Source organism: Micromonospora sp. LZ34 (assembly GCF_052981855.1).
Genome location: NZ_JBRIQN010000018.1, coordinates 102,167 through 119,243, shown reverse-complemented (window position 1 = coordinate 119,243; position 17,077 = coordinate 102,167). Strand labels below are relative to the sequence as shown.

15 protein-coding genes and 1 pseudogene are annotated in these 17,077 nt (G+C 70.3%); 8 read left to right on the top strand and 8 right to left on the bottom strand.

Going from position 1 to position 17,077, the window contains the following annotated elements:
* Positions 1-29 precede the first annotated feature (29 nt).
* Positions 30-1,160 carry a sensor histidine kinase gene (locus ACVCAH_RS20265; RefSeq protein ID WP_447137737.1) on the bottom strand — a complete coding sequence of 377 codons (1,131 nt, stop codon included), beginning with the start codon at positions 1,158-1,160 and terminating at the stop codon, positions 30-32.
* A 143-nt stretch (positions 1,161-1,303) separates the two neighbouring features.
* On the opposite strand from ACVCAH_RS20265, the gene ACVCAH_RS20260 reads away from it, so the two are divergent.
* From ACVCAH_RS20260 to ACVCAH_RS20250, 3 genes are read left to right on the top strand one after another with little or no spacing between them, the layout of a single operon-like run.
* Positions 1,304-2,293, top strand: coding sequence for a carboxymuconolactone decarboxylase family protein (locus tag ACVCAH_RS20260; RefSeq protein ID WP_447137736.1), 990 nt, complete (start codon positions 1,304-1,306; stop codon positions 2,291-2,293).
* 9 nt (positions 2,294-2,302) lie between these two features.
* Positions 2,303-2,755: a DUF6220 domain-containing protein gene (locus tag ACVCAH_RS20255; RefSeq protein WP_447137735.1), complete on the top strand. Its 453-nt coding sequence runs from the start codon at positions 2,303-2,305 to the stop codon at positions 2,753-2,755.
* Positions 2,752-4,491, top strand: a complete 1,740-nt coding sequence (locus ACVCAH_RS20250; protein WP_447137734.1) for a multicopper oxidase family protein — start codon at positions 2,752-2,754, stop codon at positions 4,489-4,491. The genes ACVCAH_RS20255 and ACVCAH_RS20250 overlap by 4 nt, the downstream gene beginning before the upstream one ends.
* A gap of 28 nt (positions 4,492-4,519) precedes the next feature.
* Here the strand turns inward: ACVCAH_RS20250 and ACVCAH_RS20245 are convergent, their stop codons facing one another.
* The 4 genes from ACVCAH_RS20245 to ACVCAH_RS20230 all read right to left on the bottom strand — a co-directional run bounded on the left by ACVCAH_RS20245 (position 4,520) and on the right by ACVCAH_RS20230 (position 6,921).
* Positions 4,520-4,993 (bottom strand): AAA family ATPase, encoded by a 474-nt coding sequence (locus ACVCAH_RS20245; RefSeq protein WP_447137733.1) that lies wholly within the window; start codon positions 4,991-4,993, stop codon positions 4,520-4,522.
* A gap of 74 nt (positions 4,994-5,067) precedes the next feature.
* A complete protein-coding gene (locus ACVCAH_RS20240; protein ID WP_447137732.1) occupies positions 5,068-5,454 on the bottom strand; it encodes a VOC family protein in 387 nt (128 codons plus the stop codon).
* A complete protein-coding gene (locus ACVCAH_RS20235) occupies positions 5,451-5,741 on the bottom strand; it encodes an ArsR/SmtB family transcription factor (RefSeq protein ID WP_447137731.1) in 291 nt (96 codons plus the stop codon). The genes ACVCAH_RS20240 and ACVCAH_RS20235 overlap by 4 nt, the downstream gene beginning before the upstream one ends.
* A 196-nt stretch (positions 5,742-5,937) precedes the next feature.
* Entirely contained in the window at positions 5,938-6,921 is a 984-nt protein-coding gene (locus ACVCAH_RS20230; RefSeq protein WP_447137730.1) for an NAD(P)-dependent alcohol dehydrogenase, read from the bottom strand.
* A 111-nt stretch (positions 6,922-7,032) separates the two neighbouring features.
* On the opposite strand from ACVCAH_RS20230, the gene ACVCAH_RS20225 reads away from it, so the two are divergent.
* Positions 7,033-7,749: a TetR/AcrR family transcriptional regulator gene (locus ACVCAH_RS20225; protein WP_447137729.1), complete on the top strand. Its 717-nt coding sequence runs from the start codon at positions 7,033-7,035 to the stop codon at positions 7,747-7,749.
* Positions 7,750-8,053: 304 nt separating this feature from the next.
* The gene (locus ACVCAH_RS20220; RefSeq protein WP_447137728.1) at positions 8,054-11,017 is read left to right on the top strand and encodes a family 16 glycoside hydrolase; all 2,964 of its coding nucleotides are present in this window, start codon (positions 8,054-8,056) and stop codon (positions 11,015-11,017) included.
* Between the two features lie 205 nt (positions 11,018-11,222).
* On the opposite strand, the gene ACVCAH_RS20215 is transcribed toward ACVCAH_RS20220, so the two are convergent.
* Positions 11,223-11,933 carry a DNA alkylation repair protein gene (locus ACVCAH_RS20215; RefSeq protein ID WP_447137727.1) on the bottom strand — a complete coding sequence of 237 codons (711 nt, stop codon included), beginning with the start codon at positions 11,931-11,933 and terminating at the stop codon, positions 11,223-11,225.
* 578 nt (positions 11,934-12,511) lie between these two features.
* On the opposite strand from ACVCAH_RS20215, the gene ACVCAH_RS20210 reads away from it, so the two are divergent.
* Positions 12,512-13,348, top strand: a complete 837-nt coding sequence (locus tag ACVCAH_RS20210) for a S1 family peptidase (RefSeq protein ID WP_447137726.1) — start codon at positions 12,512-12,514, stop codon at positions 13,346-13,348.
* A 553-nt stretch (positions 13,349-13,901) separates the two neighbouring features.
* Here the strand turns inward: ACVCAH_RS20210 and ACVCAH_RS20205 are convergent.
* Positions 13,902-14,312, bottom strand: coding sequence for a four-helix bundle copper-binding protein (locus ACVCAH_RS20205; RefSeq protein WP_447137725.1), 411 nt, complete (start codon positions 14,310-14,312; stop codon positions 13,902-13,904).
* Positions 14,313-14,602: 290 nt separating this feature from the next.
* Between ACVCAH_RS20205 and ACVCAH_RS20200 the strand changes: the two genes are divergently transcribed.
* A complete protein-coding gene (locus tag ACVCAH_RS20200; protein ID WP_447137724.1) occupies positions 14,603-14,788 on the top strand; it encodes a DUF2795 domain-containing protein in 186 nt (61 codons plus the stop codon).
* Positions 14,789-14,794: 6 nt separating this feature from the next.
* Positions 14,795-16,077 (top strand): annotated as a pseudogene (locus ACVCAH_RS20195) (erythromycin esterase family protein).
* 407 nt (positions 16,078-16,484) lie between these two features.
* On the opposite strand, the gene ACVCAH_RS20190 reads toward ACVCAH_RS20195, so the two are convergent.
* Positions 16,485-16,982: a hemerythrin domain-containing protein gene (locus tag ACVCAH_RS20190; protein ID WP_447137723.1), complete on the bottom strand. Its 498-nt coding sequence runs from the start codon at positions 16,980-16,982 to the stop codon at positions 16,485-16,487.
* Positions 16,983-17,077 lie beyond the last annotated feature (95 nt).

Genomic DNA, 17,077 nt, shown 5'->3' with positions numbered 1-17,077 from the left:
AGCTGGTTGGACCTCGCGCGAGCGCTCGCTCATGCCGGACCGTCCAGCGGGAACGTGGCCCGTACCGCAAACCCGCCGTCGTCGCGGGCGGCGGCCTGGAGCGTGCCGCCCAGTCCGGTGACCCGTTCCCGCATACCGCGCAGGCCCACGCCCGGTGTCACCGGCCGGACCGGCGAGGCCTGGCCGTCGTCGGTCACGGAGACGGTCAGCTGTGCCGGGGCGTACTCGACGTGGATCTGCGCGGCGGCGGGGCCGGCGTGGCGGGCCACGTTGGTCAGGGCCTCCTGGACGACGCGATACCCGGCCTGGTCGACCTCGGCGGGCAGCTCCCGGGGCTGACCGGTGACCGCCACCTGCACCGGTACGCCGGCCGCCCTGGTCCGCTCGGCGAGCTCGCCCACCAGGGCCAGCCCGATGCGGTCACCGTCGGCGGGTGAGCGCAGGACGTCCAGCGTCGCCCGCAGTTCCCGCATCGCGGCGCTGCCGGCCTCCTGGATCGCCAGCAGCGCGGCCGACGGTTCCTCGCCGTGCTTGCGGGCCAGGTGCACGGCGATCCCGGCCTGCACCTTGATCACGGAGATGCTGTGGGTCAGCGAGTCGTGCAGATCCCGGGCGATGCGCAGGCGCTCCTCCCCGGCGCGGCGCAGGGCCACCTCCTCGCGGGTGCGTTCGGCCTCGATCGCGCGCTGCTCGACCTGTTCCAGGTACGCCTGGCGCTGCCCCGCGACCAGCCCCGCGACGTTGGCCGCCACAAACCAGCCCAGCAGCAGGGCGGTCCGCTCGGCGATCAGCTGGCCGGGCGAGCCGGCCGGCGCGACCGAGATGTCGCGGGCCAGGAAGCCGCCGAGGAAGACGAGGCTGGCCAGGCCGGCGGCGGACCGGCGCCCCCGCCAGGCGGCGACGTAGACCGCGCCGAGGACGGGGAACGCGGCGGACACCCCGGGGTGTACCCGGATGTGGAGCGCCAGCATGGCGGCGGTCACCACCATCAACGCCACCACCGGGTACCGCCGGCACACCGCCAGCGCCGCCGCCATGACCAGGACCAGGGCCACGTCGACCGCCCGCACCGTGGCGGCGTCCGGCGCGATCGCGGCGTTGCCGAGCAGGAAGACGCCGAGGACGAGGCCGCCGAGGGCGTACGGGAGATCGCGGCGCATGGTGGAACTGTAGAGCGGCTGTCATCAGGGAGCATCCTCCGCTCGCGGTAGCTGCGGCGTACCGCGGACGCGGTATCGGCGGCCCGGCAAGTGCCTGCGGCGGCACGACGCTTTTCCGGCCCGCCGGGACAAGCATCGGGTCCATGACATACCGCTTCTTCACCCCCGCGAAGGCGGTGGCTGCGACCGGTCTCACCGCGGAGGTCTACCGGCAACTGCGCGACGAGTTCATCGGGCCGGTGCCCACCTTCCAGGCGCTCTCGGCCGTGCCGGAGGTGATGGCCGCGACCTGGGCGCTCATGCGCGAGGCGCTGCTCGCCGGGGACGCGTCCCGGGTCGACCGCGAGCTCGTCGCGTCGACGGTGTCCCGGGCCAACCGCTGCCGGTTCTGCGTCGACGCCCACGTGATGCTGCTGCACGCACTCGGCGAGCGCGAGCTGGCCGAGGTCATCGCCCGGGGCGAGACGCCACCGGAGCCGCGGCACGCCGAGCTCGTCGCCTGGGCCGAGGCCAGCCGCAGCCCTCGGGCCGCCGCCTGGACCAGCCCGTACCGTCCCGAGGTGACCGGCACCCTGCTGGCCTTCCACTTCATCAACCGGGTCGTCTCGGCGCTGCTCGATGCGGATCTGCTGCCCGGCGGCCTGCAGCGCTCCCCGCTGGTGCGGTCGGTCGGAGGCCGGCTCTGCGCCAAGGCGGCCCGGGAGCAGAAGGAGCCCGGCGGCAGCCTCCCGCTCCTCGATGCCGGCACGACGGCGCCACCGGGTTGGGCCGGGAGCAGCCCGGTCGGCGTCGCGTACGCGGCGCTGAGGAACGCCGCCATGCGGGGCGGTGACCTCCTGGGCGATGTGGCGCGCCAGACGGTCACGGCCACGGTGCGCTGGGAGGACGGACGGCACCCGGTCCGGCCCGCGGACTGGGCTGTCGACCTGGTCCGGGATGTGCCGGGCGCAGACCGGGTGGGGACACGCATCGCGCTGCTGGCGGCGTTCGCGCCCAGCGCGGTCACCGTCGGCGACGTCGCCCTGTGGCGGCTGTCCCATCCGGCCGACGCCGACCTCGTGCGGCTGGTCGCGTACGGGGCGATCACGGCCACCGATCACGTCGCCCGGGCCCTGTCCCCGGCTCATCTCTAGGAGGTCACCATGCGCAAGGCCCTCGTCATCGTCACCGCTGTGCTGCTCGTCGCGTTCGTCCTGCAGTTCGTCTTCGCCGCCGTGGGCGCGTTCACCAAACCCGCGGGCGAGGACGCGTATGCGCTGCACAGCGTCACCGGGATGGCGGTCATCCCCGTTCTCACCCTGCTCACCGCCCTGTTCGCCGTGCTGGCGAAGGCGCCGGGCCGGCTCGTCGGGCTGGCGATCCTGCCGCTCGGCCTCGTCATCCTGCAGGCGCTCATCGCCATGCTCGCGAACGCGTCCACCGACGCCTCGGCCACCAGTACCGCGTTCGGCCTGACCATCGGGGGGCTCCACGCGCTCAACGGGATCATCGCGGTGCACGTCGTGGTCGCCGTTCACCAGGCAGCGCGACAGCTGACCCGCCCCGCGCCGGCCGACGCCACCCCGATGACCGTCCGGGAAGGGGAGCCGGCATGACCATCGGCTCGCTGCTCGCGGCCGACCTCGTGATCGCGGTCCTCGCGGCCGCCGGATGGTTGGGCGGCGGCGCCGCGTCGGCCGCCCGGCGCCGTCCGCTCGCACTGGGACTGGCCGCCTTCGCGCTGCTCGCCACGTTCGCCCGCGCGGTCACGATCACCGCGCTCGCCCGCGCCGGCTGGTGGTTCGCGGCGGAGAAGGTCCTCGTCGCCGCCCCACTGTCGCTCGCGGCGGTGGTCGTCGCCGGGCCGCGGCTGCTGCGGGCCCCGGGCGACATCCGGTCCGTCGCGCTCCCACTCCTCTTCGCCGGGTATGCCGTGAGCGGCGGCCTGCTCGTGACGGTCCTGCACGGCTATCCGGCGTCGGTGGGCGTGGGACTGCTCGCGGTCGCCGGGGTGCTCGCGGCGACCGCGGTCTCGTGGCGCGCCCTCGGCGCGCGCCCGTCCCGGACGGTGTCCCGGGCGGCCGTCGTGGTGGCGGTCGCGGCGCTGGTGACCGGAACCGGGCTGGCCGCCGCCCCGGGCGCCACTCCCGGCGTACCCCATGAGCATGACCATGGGGATGCGCGGGCCGTGGGCGAACCGACCAGCCGGTTCACCCTGACGGCCGGGACCGCCACGGTGAGCGTGAGCGGCCGTGACGTTGCGGCGTGGGCGTTCAACGGGCAGGTTCCCGGACCGGAGCTGACCGCCACCGTCGGCGACGTCCTGGAGGTGACCCTGCGCAACCGGGACATCGCGCGGGGCGTCACGCTGCACTGGCACGGGTACGACGTGCCGAACAGTCAGGACGGGGTGCCCGGCGTGACGCAGGCGGCGGTGCTGCCCGGACAGGAGTTCGTCTACCGGTTCCGCGCCGACCAGGCCGGGACGTACTGGTACCACACGCATGCGGTGTCCGACGTCGGCGTGCGGAAGGGGCTCTACGGCGTCCTGGTGGTGCGCCCGGCGCCGGTGACCGGCGTCGACGTCACGGTGCCGGTGCACACGCTGGCGGGCCTTGCGCTGCCCGCACCGAGGGTGGAGCCGGTCGAGGCGGGGACGCCCGTGCGGCTGCGGCTGATCAACACCGACAGCACGACGCACCGGTACGCCCTGGCCGGGACCCCGTTCCGGATCGCCGCGATCGACGGATCCGACCTGCAGGGCCCGACCTCGCTCGTGGACACCGCCGTGCTCATCCCCGCCGGGGGGCGTTACGACCTGGTGTTCACCGCGCCCGCCACGCCGGTGGCGCTGTTCGTCGACGGACGGGCGGTCCACTCGACCGGACCGGTGTCGGCGGCGACCGGCGCGTGGCCGGTGCTGGATCCGCTCAGCTACGGCGTCGGTTCTCCGGTGCCGTGGTCCCGGTACGACAGGGAGTTCACCCTCGTCCTCGACCGCGGCCTCGACCTGCACGGACTCCTTCCGCGGTACGCCCACACCGTCAACGGCGCGGCCGATCCGGACATCCCGCCCCAGGTCGTACGCCTCGGCGACGTCGTCAAGTTCACGATCGTGAACCGATCACTCGTGGTGCATCCGTGGCATCTGCACGGTCATCACGTCCTGGTGTTGTCCCGCAACGGAAAGCCGGCGACCGGCAGCCCCTTGTGGCTGGACTCGTTCGACATCCGACCCGGCGACGTCTGGGAGGTGGCGTTCCGGGCCGACAACCCCGGAATGTGGGCCAACCACTGCCACAACCTGGTGCACGCCGACGCCGGGATGACGCTGCACCTGATGTACTCGTGATCCGCCGTCGTGAACACGGGCGCCCGTTTCAAGCTTCCGGAGGCATCGGCTCGACCCGGAACCCGCCCCTGCCGTCGAACCGGACCTCGTAGAGCCGGTCGAATCCATCGGCCAGCCGAGGGCGTCGCAGCCGCTTGAGCGTGTCATACAGCCCGACGGCCGGCACCCGGGCGCGATCCTCACGCGCGGCGTTGCGGGCGAGCGCCGCAGGCAGATCGGGCGGGAACCAGTACCCGACCGCTGCCGCGCTGTGCACGCGGGCGGCCTCGATCAGCGGTTGCCACTCCTGAGGTGAGGGGTTGGTGTTGTCCACCACGACGCAATGCCTCGCTACCAGCGCCTCGGTGACCAGGCGCATCTGACGACGCTGACGGTGGCGCGCGTTCGGGAAGGCGTCCTTGCTGACCACCACGTGGCTGTCGGCCAGCCTGCGGCGGCAGAACGTCGTCTTGCCCGACGCCTGCAGACCGATCAGGATCGCCAGTTCCAGCCCATCAACCACGGACCGCCTCCACCACGAGCGGCCGCCGTCACGACCTCGGCTCGTGAGGTCCGCCGTCCGGCCCCTCCTGTCACCTACTTGTGCTGCGCGATCTGAATCAGATTGCCGCACGTGTCGTCGAATACGGCGGTGATCACCGAACCCATGTCGGCGGGCTCCTGCGTGAACAGCACACCGAGCCGCCTCAGCCTGTCGTGCTCAGCGGCGATGTCGTCCACCGCGAACTGCGTGAGCGGGATGCCGTCGCTGGCCAGGGCCTCCTTGAAGGCCTTGGCGGCCGGGTGCGCGTCGGGCTCCAGCAACAGTTCGACCCCGTCCGGCTGATCGGGCGACACGACGGTCAACCAACGGTACTCACCCACCGGCACATCGGTCTTTTTCACAAAGCCCAGCACCTCCGTGTAGAAGCGCAGCGCATTGGCCTGGTCATCAACGTAGACGCTCGTCAGGTGGATCTTCATGTCGTCTCCTGTCGGGGTTCGGGCCCGAGCCACCGCTCGGCGATGGTCCGCAACGGCCGGATGTCGATGTGATGGAACTTGTAGCGGCCCTGCCGCCGCGTGACTATCAGGCCGGCGGCCTCCAGGACCTCAAGATGCTGGGAGATCGCCTGGCGCGACGACCTGACCTGGTGCTTGGTGGCCAGCCGGCCACAGATCTCGAACAGGGTCTGACCGTCACGTTCGGTCAGTTCGTCGAGGATCTGCCGGCGCGTGGGGTCGGCCAGCGCCTGGTACAGGTCGCCCATGCAGACCACTATATGCAAGCCACGGCTTGCCTATCAAATCGAACAACGCCCCCTACGGCTCGCCCGGGCTCTCTCCCGGCCACCGCCCGAGCGATGGCCGACGCACAACACGACGCCGACCAGTGAGCAATCAAGGCCGCGCGAGGGTCGCCGACGCACCCGACGGGTTTGACCGAGAAGACTCGTGGCCGGCACGTCAGACGGTGATGACGACCTTCGCCCGCGCGTGCTCGCCTTCGAGGTACCGGATGGCCTGGGGCACCTCGTGGAGTGGATAGGTCCGGTCGATGACCGGTGTGAGGCGGCCGGCCTCGGCGTGGGTGCGGAGCGTGTCGAGGTGTTGCCGGCTGGGTGCCGTCGTGAGGGTGACGACGCGGTGTCGGACGAAGGGCGCCAGCAGCCGCCCGCGCGCGATCAGCCAGACCGGTCCGACGAGGCTGCCGCCGCGGTACACGCCGCCACCGGAGAGCACCAGCGTCCCGGTCGGGGTCAGCGCCCGCCGGAGCGCGGCAAGTGGGCGGTTGCCGACCAGGTCGAACACGACGTCGTGGCGCCGCGTGCCGTGGGCGAAGTCTTCGCGGGTGTAGTCGATGACGTGGTCGGCGCCGAGGGAGCGGACCAGGTCGACGTTGCGGGTGCTGCACACCCCGGTCACGGTCGCGCCGAGCGCCTTGGCCAGTTGGACCGCCAGGGTGCCCACGCCGCCGGAGGCGCCGTTGATGAGAACGCGGTGGCCCGGCTCGACCCGTCCGACGTCGCACAGTCCCATGAGCGCGGTGATGCCGGCCAGCGGCAGGGCGGCGGCCTGCTGCGGCGTCAGGTTCGCCGGCTTCGGCGCGACCAGGGCCTCGGGCACGCATACGTACTCGGCGAACGCGCCGTTGGCGTCGCCGAGGTCGCCGAAGACGGCGTCGCCCGGGCGTACCTGTCGAACGCCGGCGCCGACGGCCTCGACCCGGCCGGCGAAGTCGCGGCCACGGATCCGCGCCCGGGGCCGGGACCACCCCATTGCCAACCGCGCCATCCATGGATCGCCACGCATGGCATGCCAGTCGTACGCGTTGAGCGCGGCGGACTCGACCCGCACGAGCACTTCGTCGGCGGCAGGCACCGGCGCGGCGACGTCCGCGAGCGTGAGCGTTTCCGGCGGGCCGTATCGGTCCTGGACGATCGCCTTCATCTTCCCCTCCCTCGGGTGTACGGCGTACACCTTATGGAACGACCGTAGGTGTACGTCGTACACCTGTCAAGGCGGTTATGGTTTCAACCGTCGCCGGAAGACGAGGACGAGATGGCTGAGCAGGCTGAAATGCTGCGCCGGACGCCGCTGAGCAGGGATCGGATCCTGCGTGCCGCCGTCGCGCTCGCCGACGAGGCCGGGATCGAGTCCCTCAGCATGCGCAACCTCGCCCAGGATCTGGGCGTCGTGCCGATGGCCCTCTACAAGCACGTGGCCAACAAAGACGAACTGCTCGATGGCATGATCGACGTGGTCGTCGGCGAGGTCGACCCGCCGGTGCCCGGCGCCGACTGGAAGCACGCGGTCCGCCGGCGCATCCTCTCGGCGCGGCAGATGCTGCGGCGCCACCCCTGGGCGCCGCTCGTGATCGAGTCGCGGAACATGGCGACGCCGGTCATCCTCGCCTACCTCGACTCGATGGTCGGGACGTTCCGGGCCGGTGGGTTCTCCGCCGACCTCGCCCACCACGTGATGCATGCGATGGGCAGCCGGATCCTGGGCTTCAGTCAGGAACTGTTCGACGCCTCCCGGCGTGCCGGCCGGTCCGGCGCGAGCGACCCCGACCCGCCGGCAGCCCTGCCACCGGAGGTCGCCGCCCGCTTCCCGCACCTGGCGGAGATCGCCGTGGCGGCATCCCATGACGACGCGTCGGTCGTGGGGCAGGGCTGCGACGACCAGTTCGAGTTCGAGTTCGCACTGGACCTGCTGCTGGACGGCATCGAACGGCTGCACCAGCAAGGCTGGACATCGTCGCGCCGATCCCGGTGAGACCGACCGGCACCGCCGTGTCGCCCGGAGGCATGCCGAATCCGCTCCGCCTGTTCTGTCGGCGCGCCCGACCGGCGGGGCTGGCACCCAAATCAGGCACATTGAGGGCGAACTTTCCTTCAAGAATTGAAAAGTTTCCTCTAATCGATGGAAAGTGATAGCGTCTGCGATCGATCTTTCGCGTCGCGAGATCGCACTGACCGGTCACCTGGGAGAAAGTGGCACGGCTTCTTCCCGACCGTGACCGCTTCCACCGGGAGGAACCATGACCGCACCGAACCGACGGCGACGCCGCCGTAGCCCCGTGCTCGCAGCCGCAGGTGCCGCCCTGGCGACCCTGCTCGCCCTAGTCCCCACCCCGGCGACGGCCGCACCCGTCGCCGCCGATGTCCCGCCGCAGGAGCCCGGCGTCACCCTGCGCTCGTACGACATGGGCGTCCCGCTGTCGGCGCTGTGCACCCTCAAGTCCGCACAGACCCCGAACGTCGACAAGCTCATGCCGCGGATCGACTGGACCACCACGGACGAGTTCGGCCTCTCCGACCGCTTCATCAGCCACGTCATCGCCAACCTCGCCGTGCCCACCGACGGCGACTACACCTTCCGGCTGACCAGCGACGACGGGTCGCGCCTGACGATCGACGACCAGCTCGTCGTCGACCACGACGGCCTGCACGGTGAGACCTCGAAGGACGGTTCGGTCACCCTGAGCGCCGGCCTGCACCCGTTGTTCGTCGAGTTCTTCGAGAACGGTGGCGGCCAGGTGCTGCGGCTCGAGTGGCGGCGCCCGGGCGCAAGCAGCTTCGAGCTCGTGCCGACCTCCGCGCTGAGCACCGACGCCGGCGTCGTACGCGTCACCGCGCCCGGGTGGAAGTACTGCGAGGGTGCCAGCGACACGGCCGGCGACGGCCTGCCCCTCGACGGAGTGCACCCGGGGTACAACCTCGCCGACCTGCGTCCCGAGGGGTTCCAGCCGCAGGTCACCGGCATCGCCTTCATGCCCGAGGGCGAGCTGGTCATGTCCACCTGGGGCGGCACCGACAACGCCACCGGCGAGGTCTACGTGGTCGAGGGCGTCACCGGGAAGACCGGCCCCGAGCAGGTGACCTACCGCAGGTTCGCGGACGGGCTGCGTGAACCCCAGGGAGTGGCGGTGGTCGACGGGACCGTCTACGTCAGCCAGAAGCACGAGCTGACCGCCCTGCGGGACACCGACGGCGACGGCGTCGCGGACGACCGCCGGACGGTTGCGACGTGGCCGTGGGGCCGCAACTTCCACGAGTTCGCGTTCGGCCTGCTCTACCGGGACGGGTACTTCTACCTCAACCTCTCCGTGGCCATCAACTACGGTGGCGCCACCACGGTGCCCCAGCCCGCCGCGAACCGGGGCACCTCGATCAAGGTGAACGCCAGGACCGGCGAGATCACGTACGTTGCCGGCGGGCTGCGCACCCCGAACGGGATTGGGTGGGGGCCACGGGGCGAGGTCCTCGTCACCGACAACCAGGGCGGCTGGCTACCCGCGTCGAAGCTGGTCCAGATCCGGCAAGGAGCGTTCTACAACCACTACACGACGCCCGCGGGTCCATTCGACGACCAGCCGGTGACGCGTCCCATCGTCTGGCTCCCGCAGAACGAGATCGCCAACTCACCGTCCACGCCGGTGCTGCTGAAGCAGGGTCCGTACGCCGGCCAGCTCGTCGTCGGCGACGTGACCTACGGCGGCCTGCAGCGCGTGTTCCTCGAGGAGATCGAGGGCCAGTACCAGGGTGCCGTGTTCCGGCACACGCAGGGCCTGGAGTCCGGCATCAACGAGGTGGCCCTCGGCCCCGACGGCGCACTCTACGTGGGCGGCCTCGGCGCCGGCGGCAACTGGGGCCAGGAGGGCAAGCTCACTTACGGCCTGCAGAAGCTGACACCCAACGGCACCTCGGTCTTCGAGGTCAAGCAGATGCGCGCGTCGCACGTCGGGTTCGAGCTGGAGTACACCGAGCCGCTGTCGGCCGAGACCGCGCAGAAGCTCGCCGACGCGTACCAAGTGACGCAGTGGCGCTACGGTGCGACGAGCCAGTACGGCGGTCCCAAGCTCGAGCTGGAGACGCTCGACGTGGCCAAGGCCGAACTGTCGGCCGACGGCCGCACCGTGAAGCTCAGGATCCCGGGTCTGAAGGAGAACCGCGTGGTGCACGTACGCTCCCCGCGCCCGTTCACCTCCGCCGACGGGGAGGAGCTGTGGAACACTGAGGCCTGGTACACGCTCAACGAGATCCCGGGTCGCGTGGTGCAGCCGCAGACGTTCTTCGAGGCCGAGGAGGGCCGTACGGTCGGCGTCGGCATGGCCACCGACCACGCCGCCTACTCCGGCGCCGGCTTCGCCGCCGGGTTCGCCCAGGACGGCTCGTCGACACGGATCTCCGTGGACGTCCAGGAGAGCGGGACGTACGACCTGGCGATGCGCTACAGCAACGGCCCGAACCCCTACTCGGGTCAGAAGCAGCTCAGCCTGTACGTCAACGGTGAACGGGTCGAGCAGACGGTCTTCCCCTCCACGGTGACCTGGAAAGAGTGGGGCACCGTCACCACCATGGTGCGCCTGGACAAGGGCCGCAACCTGGTCGAGTACCGCAAGGAGGCCGCGGACTCCGGGCACGTGAACCTCGACGTGCTGGCCGTCCGGCCGCACGGGCAGCGCATCACGCTGTTCGACGGTGGCGACCTCACCGAGTGGCAGCACACCGACGGGCGCGAACCCTCGTGGGCCGTCGCCGACGGCGCCATGACGGTGCGCAACGGAGACCTCCGCACCGTGCAGGCCTTCGGCGATTTCCGCCTGCACGTCGAGTTCAACCTGCCGCTGTACCCGCCGGACGTGACCGGCCAGGCCCGCGCCAACAGCGGCGTGTACCTGCAGGACCGCTATGAGATCCAGGTGCTGGACTCGTTCGGCATCGACCCGCCGAAGACCAACGACGCCGCGGCCATCTACACCCAGAAGGCCCCCGACGTGAACGCGGCGCTGCCGCCCGAGACCTGGCAGACGTACGACATCGTCTACCGGCAGGCCCGCTACGACGCGGCCGGCAACAAGATCGCGAACCCGCGCGTCACCGTGGTCTGGAACGGCGTCACGGTGCACGACGACGTCGAGATCCTCGGCCCGACCGGCGGCAGCCGCCCCGAGGGACCGGCGACGGGCGCCATCCGGCTGCAGGACCACGGCAACCCCGTTAAGTACCGCAACATCTGGATCCAGCCGCTCGACCTGTAGTTCCTAGATCGGAACGCGGACGGCCGGGACCGGTTCGCCGGCCCGGCCGTCCGTGAGGCGACCCGCGGCAGCGAGCTCGACGGACCGGCACCGACTCCTACCGCCTCGCCCGCACCCTAGCCCTCACCAGCACCTGAGCCCGCCCCCACTGACGCCGCAAGTCACGAGCAGACGTCGTGGAGCCCAGCCGGCGGGCATCAATCATCTAGATCGCTCCCGATAGGTACTCTCTACGTCGCTGCGGTTCGAACTTCTCGATCGCGTATCGCAGCATGACCCGCGGCATGACCCGGTAGCGTCGGGCGAGAAACTCCTCCTCCGCTGCTCTGTCACGGTTGCCCACCTCGCGCAGCATCCAACCCACCGCCTTGTGGACGAGGTCGTGTGGGTCGCGCAGGAGCCGTTCACTGAGCCGGAAGGTCCAATCGAAGTCGCCGGCTTTGATGAAGGCGAACGTTGCCATGACGGCGATCCGCCGATCCCACACCAGACTCGACCCGGCCAACCGATCGAGCACGCTCCGGTCCTTGTCGATCAGCCAAGGGCCGACGATATACGGCGCGGATGAGTCCACCAGGTCCCAGTTGTTGATGCGGTTGGTGTTGGCCAGGATGATGCCGAAGATCCGGCCCCGTTCTTCCTCGTCTCCCTTGGCGAACTTTCGCACCAGGATGAAGAGCGACGTCAGCCTCTCCTCGTGAACACTGCTCTTCAGCAGCATCCCCGTCTCGGCAAGCGAGAGGTCGCGCCAGTACCGGCCGGCCACTCTGCGCTGTTCCGGCACGGCCACGCCGATGGCCCGGTCGCCCTCGCCGTACCCGCCTGGAACCATCTGCAGAAACCGGCTCACCCCCTCCGCCCGTCGCGGATCAGCGAGGCTGGCGAGTTCGTGACGGACGTCGGCGCTCGTGGCCATGACTGTGAAATCTACCGGGGCGGCCGCTGCCCACCGTGCTACGTCTCCCGACAAGCACCAGGACCGATTTACCGTCATCCCCACCGACCGGCCGCCACAGCGGGTGACGGGCCTGCGGCCGTGGCCCTCTTGGCGTGGCCCCGGCGACGGACGTTCGGGGAAGGTGGTGGCCCCCCCTCGGGCAGCCGGTGGGGAGCCTGGATGTAACGCCTAGCCATGGACGAGCGCCTATCAATCGTGACGGCCGGATGCGCGGTTATGCAGGTGGCTGCTGTTCACCGCCGCCCCCTGTCGCCCGTTGGCGGGTTCACTGCAGGCGACATCGACTCCGTGGCCAGCACGGCTCTGACCTTGTATTCGCTGGCTCGTACATCGATTGATTTGCATCTTGCAAGTTGTTTGATGCATGACGATACTGACGGCAGCGTGTGCCAGGAGGACGACATCGGCCGACCCAGCGATGCGTCCTCCAGCGGCGACTCACCGGGCCACCACCCAGCTGGCCCATCACTCCCTAGGAGGAGACAGTGAGGATCAAGCGGAATCCCTCCCGCAGTCCCATCGCCCGATCCGCGCAAATGCTGGCCGTAGCCGTCGGCATGATCGCTACCGCCGCCTTCACTCAGCCGACCGCCGCGTCGGCATCCCCTCAGGACTACAGCGCCCGCCAGCTCGCCGAGGTGAGTGACGCGGTGGACCGGTCGGGCGTCGAGGGCATCGCCTGGCACGTGGACGGGGCGTCCGGCCGGGTCGTCGTGACCGCCGACAGCACCGTCACCCGCGCCGAGATCGCGAAGATCAGGCAGAGCGCCGGCGACAAGGCCGGCGCGGTCCGGGTCGAGCGCGCCTCCGGAGTCTTCAAGCCGCTGCTGGCCGCCGGCGACGCCATCTACGGCGGTGGCTACCGCTGCTCGCTCGGCTTCAACGTCGTCAGCGGCAGCACCTACTACTTCCTGACCGCCGGGCACTGCGGGAACGTGGCCAGCACCTGGTACACCAATTCGAGCCACACCACGCTAATCGGGGCGACCGTCGGCTCCAGTTACCCCGGCAACGACTACGCGCTGGTCCGCTACGATAACGCCTCGCTGAGCCACCCGGGCGGGTTCGCCGTCGCGGACGCGTACGTCGGGGAGTCGGTCAAGCGGACCGGGTCAACCACGGGCACCCACAGCGGAACGGTCACCGCGCTCAACGTCTCGGTCCGCTACGTCGGCCAGGGTGGCGGCAGGCTGAGCGGCATGATCCAGACCAACGTGTGCGCCGAGCCGGGCGACTCCGGCGGTGCGCTCTACGACGGCTCCAAGGCGCTCGGCATCACCTCCGGCGGCAGCGGCGACTGCCGCTCCGGTGGCACCACCTTCTACCAGCCGGTCCGCGAGGCGGTCAACGCGTACGGCGTGACTGTCTACTGATTCACCAGCGGCGAAACGGGCTCCCGGCGACGGCCGGGAGCCCGTTTCCCTGGGTGCCCTATCGGTCGGCGCAGGGACCGGATCCCGACCGACGGAAGATGATCAGGAAGTGGGGGCGAACGGCCGGCTGGTCGCCATCAGTCGGCCTGCCGGGAGCACTCGTCGGGACGTTGTCCGGCTTCCCGGCCGGACGGGCCTGGGTCGGCCGGGCACCCGGGGGTTCTTGGGCGGCACCGGCGGACGTGGTCAACAGATCCCGAGTGGTTGGGGCGTACCGGGGCAGGCGCGCCGGCCGCACTGCCGGACCGGCTCCACGCCCAGTGCCACAACGCCAATCCGGGCGATAGGCGCGCCGCCCAACCATCGGTGCCCGCACCGTCAGGGCCTGCTGTCCGGTTCCTGGGTACGGCTGTTGAAGTCGGTGTGACCATTCGGGCACTCCGGAATCGTGTCGCCAGCGTGCACGCTGACCTTCGCACCGCACGTCGCGCAGTGGAAGATTCCGGTCCTGCGTGCCTTCTCTCCCGCGTGTGCCGGCATCGAGGCTCCCCGCTCAGCTGATGGTCGCGAGCAGATCGCGGCAGGCCTGCTCGCAGGCCCGGCAGGCCTCGGCACAGACCCGGCAGTGCTCGTGCATCCGCGCGTGCCGCTCACATTCGTCGCCGCAGGACTTACAGGCGGTGGCGCACGCGTCCAGCAGTGTGCGGCTGATGGTGGCGTCGTAGCCCGTATGCCGGGACAGGACCCGGGCGGTGACGGCGCAGATATCGGAGCAGTCCATGGTGGTGCGGACGCATTTGATCAGCTCCGCGACGCTGTCCTCGCTCAGGCACGCGTCCGCACAGGCCGTGCACGCCTGCGCGCACTCGTTCAGCGCGTCGATGGTCGCCGCCAGCTTCTTCCGGTCCAGGTTGATCGACTTCGGATAGGTCTCCAGCATCGACATGGCAATCGTCATGGTCATCCCCTGGTGAGAGCGGTTCTGACTGCGCTACCCGTCCCCAGCCCACCCATGCCTCCGGCTGGCGCGCAGGCGATACGGGGCCCGGACGCCGGCGGGCGCCTCGGTCGTGGCCGCCGACTTTCGCCAGGTCCGCGCTGATCGACTGCGCGTACGTCGCCAAGCAACTGGCATGCCGGTGCTCGACATCGCCCGGCTCTCCTCGACTCCTGGGCCGGCTGCCCGACAACGCTCTGATGCACGCGTGGCGGGTGCGGCGGCATAGCGGAGTCCGCAGCGGGTACCGACCGGAGATGGTGAACCAGATCGAGCTAGAGGAGCACCTCGGCGGCCTCTACGACCCGGTCGACAAGCCCGCGATCAAACAGCGGGCGCGTGACGACGGCGCAACCGACGAGGTCGTCCGGGCCCTGGACGACCTGCCGGCGAACACGTTCGACTCCCCCGAACACGTCGGCGAAGCGTTCGGCAGGAAATGACCTGGCATGGGACGCTACGACGACGACGTGGCAGCGCTGGCGGCGCCGCTGATCGACCCGGGGGACCTGGACGTGCTGCTGGACCGGGTGGGCGACGCGCGAGTAGTGATGCTCGGGGAGGCCAGCCACGGCACTCACGCGTTCTACACCTGGCGGGCAGCGATCACCCGCCGGCTGATCGCGGAGAAGGGCTTCTCGTTCGTCGCGGTGGAGGGTGACTGGCCGGACTGCGACCGGGTGGACCACAGCGTACGGTGCCTGCCCGACGCGCCGGCCGATCCGCGGGACGCGCTGGCCACGTTCGAGCGGTGGCCGACCTGGATGTGGGCCAACGAGGAGGTCGCCGACCTCACCCGTTGGCTGCGCGACCGCAACGCCGGGGTGGACGAGGCGGACCGGGTCGGCTTCCACGGCTTGGACGTGTACTCACTGTGGGAATCACTGCGCGAGATCCTCATCTGGTTGCGGGAACACGACCCGGCGCAGGTGCCGGCGGCGCTGGCCGCCTACCGCTGCTTCCAGCCCTACGACGAGGACCCGCAGCGGTACGCGCTGGCCACCCGGTTCGTGTCGGGCAGCTGCGAGCAGGAGGTGATCGACCTTCTGGTCGGGCTCCGCGAGCGGGCCGCCGCCGACGGGGAGGGCCGCTTCGGAACGTGGCAGAACGCCGAGGTCGTAGCCGGCGCCGAGCGCTACTACCGGGCGATGGTCCGGGGCGGCCGGGAATCCTGGAACGTCCGCGACCGGCACATGGACGACACCCTGGACCGGCTGCTGGGCCACTACGGCCGGACGCGAAGGCGGTGATCTGGGCACACAACACCCACGTCGGCGACGCGCGGGCCACCGAGATGATCGGCGCCGGCGAGGTCAACATCGGCCAGCTCGCCCGGCAACGCCACGGGTCCGACCAGGTGGTGCTGGTTGGTTTCGGCACCCATCGCGGCACCGTGGTGGCCGGCGACGCCTGGGGCGCCCCGATGGAGGTGATGCAGGTACCGCCGGCTCGCCGACACTCCCTGGAGGATGCCCTGCGCGCCGCCGCGCCGGCGCAGGCGCTGTTCGTCTTTCCCCGTGACGACCAGCCCAACCTGCTCACCCACGAACTCGACCACCGGGCGATCGGCGTCGTGTATCACCCGGAACGGGAAAGCTGGGGAAACTACGTGGCCACCGTCCTCGGCGACCGCTACGACGCCTTCTGCTGGTTCGAGGAGTCGCAGGCGGTCCGGCCGCTGAGCGTACGGCGCAGCCCTGCCGAGTCCGAGACGTACCCGTCCGGCGTCTGACCCCGGTGACGGCTCACTCGCCCCGCCCTGGCGACCGTTCGCAGTCCGCAGAACGCCAGGACGACCCTCGGCTGAACGGACTCGCCCGCCGGCTCGACAAGCCGATGGGTGTGCTCGGCATCCTGTTCCTGCTGCTGGTGCTCGGCCAGGCGGTCACCCACGACGAGCCGCTCAGCACGATGCTCACCGTCGCCAGCTGGGTACTGTGGGCGCTGTTCGTCGCCGAGTTCGGGTTGCGCGCCTGGCTCGCCCGGCGCTGTCCGTCGTTGTCTTCGGCACGCTCGCGGGTGCCCACGGGCTTTCTTCCTCAGCCGGGAGCGGGCCGAAGACGCTGCCGACCGTGCGGAGCCCGAGACAAGACAGTGAGCGCACCGCCGGCTTGCCGGCTCGGTGAACAGTTGGAGCGCTCAGGCCTTCACCGCGTCCATGGCTTTCTTCAGTGCGCGGGGAGCGGTCGGCTTGCGGGGCGCCTTCTTCATCATCTCGGCCAGCCGCGCGCCGAGATCCTGCAACTGCTCAGGGCTGACGCCTGCGCGCAGCTTGGGGAACCACTCCTGTTCCTCCTCCTCGATGTGGTGGGTGACCACCTCGATGAGGACCATCGTCTTGGCCTCGAAATGCTCATCATCGGGGTTCATCATGGCGAGCTCGAAGCTGAGCACATCGGCGACATGATGCTCCTCATACGATTCCAGTACCGTCTCGTTGAGATCGGGCAGCAGCCTGCGTGCCTCCGGGTACATGCACTCGTTCTCGACGTACGTGTGCACGGTCAGCGCTTCAATGATCTGGTTGACCACCTGGCCCCGTTTACGGGTGTCCGAACTCGCGTCCTGGAATTCCTGGAACAGCGCGCGTATCTTGCGGTGGTCCTCGACGAGCAGGTCGATGGCGTCGGTCGGCATGTGGCTCCCTCGGATGGCTTCGGTGGCGCCTCAGAGCCTAGGACAGGCCAAACCCGTCATGCCGACGTATCGACACCGCCGCATGGAGCAGAGCC